We start from the raw sequence: 11,618 nt of genomic DNA, 5'->3' as shown, positions 1-11,618 counted from the left end.
AACCTTATATTTTTATTTTATAAAATTAATAAACCAAAATCATTGAAATTATTACATTAAATATTGGTGGCATTTATAAGCTTCTAAGATACCTGATAATAATTTAGATGATATACAGAATATTTTATGAAAATGATAAATAAAACTTTTAAAACTGCTTTATTAACTCTGTGTTTAACTACCAGTTTTAATATTCATGCAGCAACTACGCCAAATAGCTGTAAATCATTAGGTCTCAACAATTGCCCTGCCCCATTGGATAAAAAATTACCGGATGTCAAAAACATGTTAAGCTGGAATCAGCAACAACGGGCAATTGGCTTTCGTAATGACTATCGCTCTTATCCCGGTGATGTTTTTCATGCTGCTCATGGCCTGCCACTGCCCAGAGCTCCTCAAAATCTGTCTAATGTAAATTATCAGATTCACGGTCAGTCATATCTGCTAAAAGATTATTTAAAGCGTAATAATGTAACCGGAATGATGGTAATTAAAGATGGCAAAGTAGTATGGGATTATTACGCCAATGGTAATAATCCTACTACACTCTGGACATCACGCTCAGTGGGTAAATCGGTGGTTTCTACACTAGTAGGTATTGCTCTGAAAGAAGGTAAAATCAAATCATTGAATGATGAGATAGTTAAATATAATCCAGATGTACGAGGAACAGCATGGGAGCACGTGACGATTCGTCAACTGCTTCAGCATACTTCTGGTGTGAACTGGAACGAAGATTACACTGATCCGAAATCTGATTTTTCACAACTTACTCAATGTGAGGCCAATCCTAATACTTATACGTGCGTTAACAGTCTGGTAAAAGCACCCGGCCGCAAATCATATGCTAAGCCCGGTAAAGCATGGTCTTATTCATCCGGTGGTGCATGGCTGCTAGGAGACACACTGGAAAAAGCAACTGGTGAAAGTATTGCCCGATATCTACAGAATAAAATCTGGCAACCATTCGGTATGAACAGAGATGGTGTGTGGCACAGTTATACCGTGGGACAACATGATGTGGGTGCACACGGATTTAATGCCACGCTTGAAGACTGGGGTAAATTTGGCCTCTTCGTAATGAATAATGGTACGCTGCCAGATGGCAGGCAAATATTACCTAAAAACTGGGTTAAAGATTCCCGTAACTGGAATCAGGCGAAAAATTCAGTCAGCAAACTGCATCCGGAAGGAAGTTATGGCTATGAATGGTGGAATAATAGTGTACCGGCTAGTGTAAATGATGTTTCTCCAAAAACAGGGCTGAACAGTCAGGACAGCATGTGGGCTTTAGGAATTTACGGACAGATTATTATGGTTAATCAGAAACAGAAGCTGGTTATTGTACAATGGTCTACCTGGCCTAAAGCTGAGCCCTCTTTTCTAGAGCAGCCACTGGAAGCATCTTTAATGTTTAATGCAATTGCTAACAGACTTGCATCATAACTGTTATTATTCAGCCTGACACAAATCTGTGCACCAGTTAACTGCCAAACAGTTTCTGGTGCTTTTTAGCATATAGGTTAATTCACAAGATTTTATTATGGCACAGGAAATTGAACGTAAATTTCTGGTAGTAGGCAATGCGTGGCGGAATCTGGCATCAGCTAAGCATCTTTGTCAGGGCTATTTATCGACGGTTAAAGAACGCACCGTACGTATCCGTATTTGTGATGATAAAGCATGGATAACGATTAAAAGCACAAATCGTGGCATTACCCGTACCGAATTTGAATATTCAATTCCGGTTGCAGATGCCAGACATATGCTCACTCATATGGCAGAACAGCCAATAATTGAAAAATATCGTTACCGCATACCTTTAAATGGACTTATCTGGGAAATTGATGAATTTTTAGGTGTGAATCAAGGCCTGATTGTGGCTGAAGTTGAATTAAACCACACTGATGAGCATATTATTTTTCCTGACTGGATAGGACAGGAAGTATCGGATGATCCCAGATATTACAATAATAATCTGGTCAGAAAGCCTTTTACATCGTGGCATAATTCTTAATTTGCAGACTTCTGAACAATCTAACCAGATATATCACAGTTAATCTACGCTTCACCTAATAATTGTTCGCGTGTCAGCAAAAAGACAAACCCATCTCCGCCACTAGTAGGCATCCAGGTAAATGGCAATTCCGGAAATGCCTGCTCCAGTACTTCGCGATTATGCCCGATTTCAACCAGCAATACCCCTTTGGGGTTAAGATATCTGGCAGCCTGCTGAATAATCTGCCGAGTAGCATCCAGACCATCAATCCCACTGCCTAATGCCAGCTCTGGCTCATGCAGATATTCTTCTGGCAATTGTGCGACTGATTCGGCATCTACATAGGGCGGATTTGACACGATTAAATCATAAGTTGTATCAATACCGGTAAACAGGTCGGTATGAATCAGATTGATTCGATCTTCTAATCCATAGTCTTCAATATTCATACCTGCTACTTCAAGCGCATCAAGACTGATATCTACAGCATCAATCATCGCATCCGGATAAATGTGTGCCATCTGAATAGCCAGTGCACCGCTGCCCGTGCATAAGTCCAGTGCTCTGTGTACCAGCTCATCATATTCAATCCATGGATGAAGCGGTGCACCTAAAAGCTCATAAATAAATGAACGCGGCACAATTACTCTTTCATCAACATAAAATTCATACGCTCCCTGCCATGCCTGATGGGTAAGATAAGCCACTGGTATGCGTTCACTGGTACGGCGTTGAACAAGCTGTAACAGCAGTGACTTTTCTGTGTCGAGCAAACGGGCATCAAGAAACGGCTCTAATGTGTCCAGTGGCAAATGTAAGGTATGTAAAATCAGGTAGGCAGCTTCATCATAGGCATTATCATTTCCATGACCAAAAAATAATTCTGCCTCTTGAAACTGACTCACAGTAAAGCGTAAAAAATCACGTACAGTTTGCAGTTGCTGCGCTGCTGCTTCAAATACAGACATGTATCACTCCGGCAATAAAACAAGTGTGGATTATAACAGTTAAGAGTTATCTAAAATAACCGGCCAAAGCCGGCTGTTAATAATGCGGTAACAGACTACGATTATCCGGATGTCTGATAAGCGGTTTAAGCAAGCGACGAAAATCCACCTGTGAATGCTGATACCGTTTATCACCGCTCAATGCCAGAAAATAATGCTGTACTATATTCGCCTGTTGCTCCATATTCAGCTGATTAAGGCTGATAATTGTTTCTGGCGGTGGATACCGGTAGGCACGAGCCTGATAGTAGCCTGCTTTAAGTGCAAGACAAACTCCGGCAAATAAAATTGGAAAACCATGCTGGCTTTGCCAGACATGCATAAGCTCATGCATCAGCCAGCCTTGCATACTCAAATCTAACTGAGTAAAATCATCAACATAATATGCCGCCGGAAAAATAATATGATTTCCGCACGTTATGGCAGCATGCGGATGTACTAGCCACCATGCATCACATACTATCTGCACTTTTGTCCAGTCTGCTGCATTACCCAGAAACTTTCTGACCAACCTCAACTCGTTATCCGTTAATGATCTTTGCATGTCTTTATTTCTGAATGGTGGTCACCTGTCTGCGGGCAAACCACTGCCAGCCATTCCAGACCACAATATATCCGAGGGTTGCGAGTATCATGCCCAATACTGGCACACCCAAAAGTAAAGGCTTACCAAACTGAATCAACCATTGCCATAATTCAGTCCCGAGATGACCTAATTTAAACTCTGGCAGTTCAGGCATGGCTTTGCCCCACTGACCATATAATAAACCCTCACCAATCTGATAAGCACAGTAATATAAGGGTATATAAGTTAGCGGATTTGTATACAGTGTAGTTAAAAGTGCCACGGGTAAATGTGTGCGGACCACATAAGCCACTATCAGAGCGGTAAGCATTTGGGTAGGTCCGGGCATGAGACCACAAAACATGCCAACAGCTACAGCAGAGGCAGCACGTTCTCGATTGAGCTGCCAGTAATATGGCCTGTCAAACCAGCGTGCAAATGGTTTAAACCATGGAGAAGCAAATAATGATGCCTGTGTTGGCATTTTTTGCCGCATATACTGAATCCATTTGGTTAGGCTTCTATCTATCATCTTGCCGAGACCAAATTTGAAAATTACCAATACAGATTACCATACTAAAAAACATAACCTAATTTTTTAATTATAAATCAAACAAAAAAATCAGACATTTGCGATGATAATAATTTAATACTAATATCCGGTTTAACCTGATTCTGTTGATTTTCACTTTTATTTTATGCTGAGTGATTAAGGCAGGTAATTAAATACAAATTTATTCCCGTTCAAACGCACGATGTTTCTTTTTAACCAGCACATATACTGCACCGTCATTACGCTCATTTGGCTGGGCATAAGCCAGCACTTCGGGGTGTGCCATTAACCAGCGGCGTACAAGTGTTTTCAATACAGGCTGATAATCCTTTGATCCCAGTCCGCTGCCATGGACTATTTCACCTACTACTCCATATTGCTGAATATAATCTATAAATTCATTCAATATTTCCTGGGCTTCATCCTGACGATAGCCATGTAAATCTACATAAGCTACGATAGGCCATTGCTTCGCCTGCAAGCGCTTAATATCAGCCGTACCGCGACCACTTTTACTGAACACTGGCGGTGCAGTATCATTCTGATTTTCACCAACATAAAAATAGCTGCTTTCGTCTGTTGATTCTTCCTGATGGGTTCGCAATTTAATCGGGCTGGTATCACGCGGATGCTGAAACTGATTTCTTGCCTTTAATGGCGTAATATCTTTTCCGATCGCTTCAGCAAAATTGACATCTGTCTGGCGCTTTTGTACTTCTTTTGCCTGCTGCTCTTCTGCCAGACGTTTCGCTTTAGCCTGTTTACCCAGTTGCTGCAATTGATCCTGAAATGAGTTTTTAACCATTTGTATAATCATTCATATATAAATCCTATTACCATGATTTTAACAGAGCAATAATTTAAGGGTTAAGCTTGACGTTTATTAACTTTCTTTCAAACGGATATAGGATTCAAGTTCATTTTCAGTTATTCTAACGCTGTATTGAATATATTCATTCAGGAATGGATTTTATGGCAGCAAATAATGTGTCTTCACACTCAGATAAAGAAACTGATGTCATTATCGTCGGAGCCGGACCTGCTGGTTTAAGTCTGGCACGCGCTTTAGCTCCATCAGGACTTTCAATTACTGTAGTTGAAAAACAGGAAATGGCTGTACTGGCGCACCCGCCTTTTGATGGCAGGGAAATTGCTCTGACACATTATTCAAAGGAATTAATGCAGCAGTTGGATATGTGGGACAAAATTGCACCAGATGAAATTTATCCTTTGCGCGATGCTAAAGTAATTAACGGCTATTCTAACTATCAGCTCCATTTTGAACAGCCAACAATGGCTCGCGGCAAACCGGCCAATACACTGGGTTTTTTAATCAGTAATCATAATATCCGGCGTGCTGCATACGAAGCAGTCAAGGCCTTTAATAATGTAAATATTATTACTGGCCATAGTATTATTGATGTAAAAAATGATCATGCAAATCAAATTGAAGCCAAGCTGGATGATGGCCGGCTAATCAAAGGGAAATTACTTGTTGCTGCCGATAGCCGTTTTTCCAACACACGCCGCCAGTTGGGTGTTTCGGCTCAGATTCATGATTTCGGGCGTACAGTAATTGTTTTCCGAATGCAGCATACATTGAGTAATCAGCATACTGCACTGGAGTGTTTCCATTACGGGCGTACTCTTGCTCTGCTGCCACTTGAAGAAAATCTCACTAATTGTGTTGTTACTATTAATAATGAACATGCAGGAGACATTCTAGCCATGTCTCCTGCTGAGTTGGCCGCAGATATTACCCAACAGCTCAAAGGTAAACTAGGTGAGATGCATTTGGTTAGCACTGTTCATCATTACCCGCTTGTCGGCGTCCATGCCAATGCATTTTATGCTCAGCGCAGTGCGCTTATTGGAGATGTGGCAGTTGGTATGCACCCAGTAACAGCTCATGGTTTTAATCTTGGACTAAGCGGAGTAGGCATATTGTCCAAACTGATTAACGAAGCCGTCTCTAAAGGAAAAGATATTGGCAGTCAGACATTACTGGCTCAATACCAAAGACAGCATATGCCTCATACCCGGATTCTGTATCACGGAACTAACGCTATGGTGTCTTTATTTACTAACGACAGCCACCCTGCCCGACTGATGCGCTCACTAGTATTGCGTATCAGCAATAATCTGCCTCCGGTGAAAAAACTGATTAGCAAACAGTTAACCGGATAATCCAATTTATACAACCAATAAAATAGCTGCTAACTATATATGTGTTAGCAGCTATTTTTTATCAAAACTTTTCTGCTTAAATCAGACCGTTATTAATTTTTTGCAACAACTCAATCGGGTTCTGACTTTGCGTTACCGGTCTGCCCATTACCAGATAGCTGCTGCCTGCAGCTAAAGCTGCTTTTGGGGTCATAATGCGCCGCTGATCATCTGTAATTGAATTTTGTAATCTGATACCGGGCGTAACCAGTAAAAAATCCTGCCCGAGCTGTCCGCGTAATAAAGATGCTTCCTGAGCAGAACAAACCACCCCATCAAGACCGGATTGCCGGGTTAATTCAGCCAGATGAATAACTGTTTCATCTATAGGTGAATTTATACCGGTTTCTGCCAGTTCATTCTGAGTCATACTGGTTAATACCGTTACTGCAATTAATAATGGCGGCTGGCTGCAATTACTAACAGCTTCAGCAGCAGTTTCCATCATTCTTCGACCGCCCGATGCATGCATATCTACCATCCACACGCCCATATCAGCAGCCACTTTACAGGCAGAGGCTACGGTATTGGGAATATCATGGTATTTTAAATCAAGAAAAATCCGATAGCCTTGTAATACAAGCTGCTCAACCAGATAGCGGCCAGTAGCAGTAAATAGTTCTTTACCTATTTTAAGCTGGCACAAATCCGGGTCCAACTGACGAACAAAATCCAGCGTTGTTTCAGCATTGGCAAAATCCAGTGCCACAATGACAGGTTTAGCTTTCTGATTCATTAAAGTAGTATCAATCATCAATGGATTCATATTCCGCAAGTCATCATTCAATATTGTCTTTAACAATATACATATATGTATATTGTTAAAGACTTATTCATAGAAATCATTTAATTATGATATTAAACTCTAATTTAATATCATATTATTTTTAAAAGGCAATTATGATTTTAAAAAATCATCTGTAACTGATTGTGTGCAGAATTTCTGTACATCAAACCAAATATTCAGCAACTGATAAGACTTATCAGCCAGCTACACATCAATACGATTTGGCGTAAATGTTTCCCATTTATTACAAGCCGGACAATGCCAGAAGAATACCTGAGATTTAAAATGACAATGGCGGCAACGGTACATCACAGATTTTTGCATCTGCATGCCCACTACTGAACGCATCATATCAACTTCGGCTTTCCACTTCGAACTGATAGTATTTTGTAAAACGCCGAGTAAACGGTAAGTTCCGGTCAGAGTAGGCTTACGCCGCACCAGATCAATAACAATTTCGGTAGCTCGGTCTTCACCATATACAGGTAAAGACTTTTCATATATCACACCAGATAAATCCAGCTGCGGAAACGTCTGGGCAAAACCAATCAGAACTTCCAGACCGTCTGCTGCTTTATTCATACCATCATAAGCATCATATAAACGCTCACCTACCAAACTGAGATATTCATAATTCTGTTTTTCAATAGCACTATAAGCATCTACAGCAGCCTGAAAATTTTGTTGTTTCAGTTCAACATCACCCAGAATCATATTAGCCCGGCTGCATTTGCGATTGACTGCCAGAGCCTGAAAAATATACTCACGTGCTTTATTGTACTCAGACTGATACAAAGCCAGCTGAGCTAGCTCACAATAAAACTGGGCAATTTCAAATTGATAAGTCTGGTCTCCGGTACTGAGTTCTTCTGCCAGCTTAATGGCTTTTTCCCAGTCCCTATCCTGCTGATAAATATTCAGCAATATCTGCCGTGCCTGTCTGGCTTTACTGCCATCAAGCAAACCAACCAGAATCTGCTCAGCACGGTCTACCAGACCGGCAGCCTGATAATCCTGTCCAAGCTCGAAAGCGACAATATCACGACGTTCTGCAATAGTTTCCGGCAGCTCCAGTAATTTCTGATGTAAAGCGATGGCCTTATCATTTTCACCACGCTGACGGTACAACTTCCCTAATGTCAGATGCAGCTCATACGTGCTTTGACGGGCATCATTTTGCTGATCGACAACCTCAGCCAGTTCACGTACTGCAACCGCACTTTTATTCTCAGCCAGAGCATCCAGACTTTTATAAAATCCTTCCGGAATGGCTTTCGCCTGTTTCAGCACTGCCCGCATATCTACCCGGGCAGCAAACCAGCCCATAGCAAAAAATACAGGTAACAAAATAACCGGTGCCAGCCACATCCAGAAATCATTACTATCCATATTAATTATTTACTTTCTTCTGATCAGAATTACCGGATTGTGACTGAGTAGCAGTAGTGGCAAGATTTTCAGTATGTACTGCCTGAGCGGCTGCCTTAATTTGTTTATCGAGCTTAGCCTGTAACTGATTGACCTGACTGCGCAGACGTAATAACCGCCCAAACATGGCAAACACACCAAAAACAGCACCAATAATAAAAAATATCAGTAACAGGACAATTAATGGCAAATTGACAGTTTGTCCGGGTAAATAATTGAATGCAGTCATTTGTGTATTGCTTACAGCAAGCAGCAACAATATCAGCAACACCATTATTTTTATTAATGCATAAATAATTTTCATACTTATTCACCTTACACTGTACTGTTTTCTGAAGATTTAATCAGACGTCAGATACAAGCCGGATTATTGAGGAAGCAACACAGTTTAAACGATTTCACGCCTTTTTAGCAAAAACTGCCCCCAGCTTTCAGCATTGGCAAGCAAAACAGGCAGTGATAATATTTACTTTTATATAAAGTAACAGCGGCTATCGGCTAAAGATAAGTCCAACAGCTGTTGTTACCATTATTTTTTGTACTGCCTAGTCATCAATCCTGCCTTGCCCTATCCATTGCAACACAGGGTTCCGGCCACCGCAGCTTAATGTCTTATTTTGGAGAAGTTTTATTATGTCTATGGCCGACCAAGACGGTTTTATCTGGTTTAATGGTAATCTTGTTGAGTGGAGAAATGCTCAAACTCATGTTTTAACTCATACATTGCATTATGGTATGGGGGTTTTCGAAGGCGTACGTGCTTATGAAACGCAAAACGGAACAGCTATTTTCCGTTTACAGGATCATACTAAACGTCTGTTTAACTCCGCTAAAATTACTGGCATGCATCTGCCATTCACAATGGAAGAAATCAATCAGGCTCACATTGAAGTAGTTAAAGCCAACAAACTGGCTTCCTGCTATTTTCGACCTATGGCTTTTTATGGTTCAAACAAACTGGGTGTAGCACCAGATCAAAATGATGTACAGGTAATTGTGGCTGCCTGGCCATGGGGAGCCTATCTTGGCGAAGAAGGTATGCAAAAGGGTATTCGCGTGCAAATCAGCTCGTTCACCCGCCACCACCCTAATATCACTATGATTAAAGCCAAAGCCAATGGCAACTACATGAATTCTATTATGGCTAATACCGAAGCTACCCGTAATGGCTATGATGAAGCAATTATGCTGGATTCAAACGGTTTTGTTGCTGAAGGATCTGGGGAAAATATATTTATCGTCAATGATGGCAAACTTTACACACCGGCTCTGGATGCAGCTTTGGATGGGATTACTCGGCGTACAGTAATGGCTATCGCAGCTGATATGAATTTAACCGTTACTGAAAAGCATATTACTCGTGATGAAGTTTATTGCGCAGACGAAGTATTCTTTACAGGCACGGCAGCTGAGGTCACACCTATCCGTGAAGTTGACGGTCGCGTAATTGGTTGTGGCTCCCGCGGAACGTTGACTACAGAGATTCAGCAGCGATATTTTGACATTGTTCATGGCAAAAATACCAAATATGAATCCTGGCTGACTTATATCATTTAATTATCTGAATAAAAGGCCTGATTACAACAATATTTGCTGTAATCAGGCCTGTTTTGTATGATTAGCTCTCAGCTCAACCAAGGGAAATAATTATGAGTAATACTGCCCAATCAGTTACAACCATTACACCGCATGATTTACCATTGATATGTACCGGCCCGGAACATGAAACATGGAATGGCCATCCCCGGGTATTTTTACCCATTCAATCTAACAGTAGTATTGAATGCCCCTATTGTGGCAAACAATATCATCTGGATGGTATTGCTGACAATCATCACTAACTTTGTTCAGGCGTGCACAAACCAATAACTACTCTATTAAATCGAAATTGGAGAATTTAATTCTTTTTTGATATTGTGGTACAGTTACCTCCATTTATCCTACCTAGTATTGCCCAAATAATAAGGAAATGTCATGAGCGAACTCACACACAGCCGATTAATTATCCTTGGTTCCGGACCTGCCGGTTATACAGCTGCGGTTTATGCAGCCCGTGCAGGCTTGAAACCTACACTGATTACCGGTATGGCACAGGGTGGTCAGTTGATGACAACAACTGAAGTAGATAACTGGCCGGCTGATGTCAATGGTGTGCAAGGTCCTGAACTGATGCAGCGCTTTCTGGAACATGCCGAACGCTTTGGTACCAATATGATTTTTGACCATATCAATCAGGTGAATTTACAGCAGCGCCCGTTTACTCTTGTTGGTGATATGGGAAGTTACAGCTGTGATGCATTAATCATTGCAACAGGTGCTTCTGCCAAGTACCTGGGATTACCCAGTGAAGAAACTTTTGCCGGCAGAGGCGTTTCCGCGTGTGCTACCTGTGACGGCTTTTTCTACAAAGATCAGGATATAGCTGTTGTCGGCGGGGGTAATACAGCGATTGAAGAAGCTTTGTATCTGGCAAATATCGCACGTACCGTTACCCTGATACATCGCCGTGACAACTTTCGTGCTGAAAAAATCATGATTGACAGATTACTGGAGAGGGTAAAAGAAGGCAAAATCATTCTTAAACTTAATGCCATAGTTGATGAAATTCTTGGTGATGACAAAGGAGTAAACTCAGTACGCATCAATTATGCCGATAATGAAAGTGAAATTCTGGCAGTAACCGGCATATTCATTGCTATTGGCCATCAGCCCAACACCGAAATTTTCAAAGGCCAGCTGGATATGGATGCAACAGGTTATCTCATTACCAAAGGTGGTAATGATGGCAATGTCGGCGCAACAAACATTCCCGGCGTATTTGCCGCAGGAGATGTGAAAGACCACATATACCGTCAGGCCATTACCAGCGCAGCATCAGGCTGTCAGGCTGCACTGGATGCAGACCATTATTTATCCGGATTAACTGAATAATTTTTTATTGTTATAAACTGACCGGCTGAATGTCATCACATCAGCCGGTTTTAAAGTTTCTACTCTAGCGCTATATTTCGCGTAAAAGTAAATATTAGTTATAATGCGACCTTTAAGCTAAA

13 protein-coding genes are annotated in these 11,618 nt (G+C 41.3%); 6 read left to right on the top strand and 7 right to left on the bottom strand.

All coding sequences use genetic code 11. From position 1 onward, the window contains the following. Window positions 1–126: 126 nt before the first annotated feature. On the top strand, window positions 127–1,446 hold the full coding sequence (locus H3U73_RS03335) for a serine hydrolase (RefSeq protein ID WP_198190041.1): 1,320 nt from the start codon (window positions 127–129) through the stop codon (window positions 1,444–1,446). 97 nt (window positions 1,447–1,543) lie between these two features. Beyond that, the gene (locus tag H3U73_RS03330) at window positions 1,544–2,017 is read left to right on the top strand and encodes a CYTH domain-containing protein (protein WP_084586808.1); all 474 of its coding nucleotides are present in this window, start codon (window positions 1,544–1,546) and stop codon (window positions 2,015–2,017) included. A 44-nt stretch (window positions 2,018–2,061) separates the two neighbouring features. Here the strand turns inward: H3U73_RS03330 and prmB are convergent, their stop codons facing one another. The 4 genes from prmB to H3U73_RS03310 form a co-directional block, all read right to left on the bottom strand. Continuing rightward, window positions 2,062–2,967 (bottom strand): 50S ribosomal protein L3 N(5)-glutamine methyltransferase, encoded by a 906-nt coding sequence (gene prmB, locus H3U73_RS03325; RefSeq protein ID WP_198190040.1) that lies wholly within the window; start codon window positions 2,965–2,967, stop codon window positions 2,062–2,064. Between the two features lie 76 nt (window positions 2,968–3,043). Next, window positions 3,044–3,550, bottom strand: a complete 507-nt coding sequence (locus H3U73_RS03320; protein WP_198190039.1) for a type IV secretion protein Rhs — start codon at window positions 3,548–3,550, stop codon at window positions 3,044–3,046. Between the two features lie 4 nt (window positions 3,551–3,554). Beyond that, window positions 3,555–4,067, bottom strand: a complete 513-nt coding sequence (locus H3U73_RS03315; RefSeq protein ID WP_084584930.1) for a DUF2062 domain-containing protein — start codon at window positions 4,065–4,067, stop codon at window positions 3,555–3,557. Window positions 4,068–4,305: 238 nt separating this feature from the next. Continuing rightward, window positions 4,306–4,941 (bottom strand): Smr/MutS family protein, encoded by a 636-nt coding sequence (locus H3U73_RS03310; protein ID WP_232336195.1) that lies wholly within the window; start codon window positions 4,939–4,941, stop codon window positions 4,306–4,308. A 155-nt stretch (window positions 4,942–5,096) separates the two neighbouring features. Here H3U73_RS03310 and ubiM point away from each other — a divergent pair, with 155 nt between their 5' ends. Beyond that, window positions 5,097–6,311, top strand: a complete 1,215-nt coding sequence (gene ubiM, locus H3U73_RS03305) for a 5-demethoxyubiquinol-8 5-hydroxylase UbiM (protein ID WP_174830195.1) — start codon at window positions 5,097–5,099, stop codon at window positions 6,309–6,311. A 76-nt stretch (window positions 6,312–6,387) separates the two neighbouring features. Here the strand turns inward: ubiM and pyrF are convergent, their stop codons facing one another. The 3 genes from pyrF to H3U73_RS03290 all read right to left on the bottom strand — a co-directional run bounded on the left by pyrF (window position 6,388) and on the right by H3U73_RS03290 (window position 8,869). After that, window positions 6,388–7,116, bottom strand: a complete 729-nt coding sequence (gene pyrF / locus H3U73_RS03300; protein WP_198190038.1) for an orotidine-5'-phosphate decarboxylase — start codon at window positions 7,114–7,116, stop codon at window positions 6,388–6,390. A gap of 225 nt (window positions 7,117–7,341) precedes the next feature. After that, complete coding sequence (lapB, locus tag H3U73_RS03295) at window positions 7,342–8,526, bottom strand: lipopolysaccharide assembly protein LapB (protein WP_084551214.1); 1,185 nt, start codon at window positions 8,524–8,526, stop codon at window positions 7,342–7,344. 1 nt (window position 8,527) lies between these two features. Continuing rightward, window positions 8,528–8,869: a lipopolysaccharide assembly LapA domain-containing protein gene (locus tag H3U73_RS03290; RefSeq protein ID WP_198190037.1), complete on the bottom strand. Its 342-nt coding sequence runs from the start codon at window positions 8,867–8,869 to the stop codon at window positions 8,528–8,530. A 329-nt stretch (window positions 8,870–9,198) separates the two neighbouring features. Between H3U73_RS03290 and H3U73_RS03285 the strand changes: the two genes are divergently transcribed. The 3 genes from H3U73_RS03285 to trxB all read left to right on the top strand — a co-directional run bounded on the left by H3U73_RS03285 (window position 9,199) and on the right by trxB (window position 11,496). Next, the gene (locus H3U73_RS03285; RefSeq protein WP_041879414.1) at window positions 9,199–10,122 is read left to right on the top strand and encodes a branched-chain amino acid transaminase; all 924 of its coding nucleotides are present in this window, start codon (window positions 9,199–9,201) and stop codon (window positions 10,120–10,122) included. 92 nt (window positions 10,123–10,214) lie between these two features. Continuing rightward, on the top strand, window positions 10,215–10,406 hold the full coding sequence (locus H3U73_RS03280) for a zinc-finger domain-containing protein (RefSeq protein ID WP_037395126.1): 192 nt from the start codon (window positions 10,215–10,217) through the stop codon (window positions 10,404–10,406). Between the two features lie 133 nt (window positions 10,407–10,539). Further along, window positions 10,540–11,496 carry a thioredoxin-disulfide reductase gene (gene trxB / locus H3U73_RS03275; protein WP_084586802.1) on the top strand — a complete coding sequence of 319 codons (957 nt, stop codon included), beginning with the start codon at window positions 10,540–10,542 and terminating at the stop codon, window positions 11,494–11,496. Window positions 11,497–11,618 lie beyond the last annotated feature (122 nt).

Origin of the sequence: Snodgrassella sp. W8124, from assembly GCF_016100875.1 — a bacterium.
In the GTDB taxonomy this organism is placed as follows: Bacteria; Pseudomonadota; Gammaproteobacteria; order Burkholderiales; family Neisseriaceae; genus Snodgrassella; species Snodgrassella alvi.
Note: the sequence above shows the minus strand (reverse complement) of the source record. Positions and strands in the feature narration are given on the sequence as shown.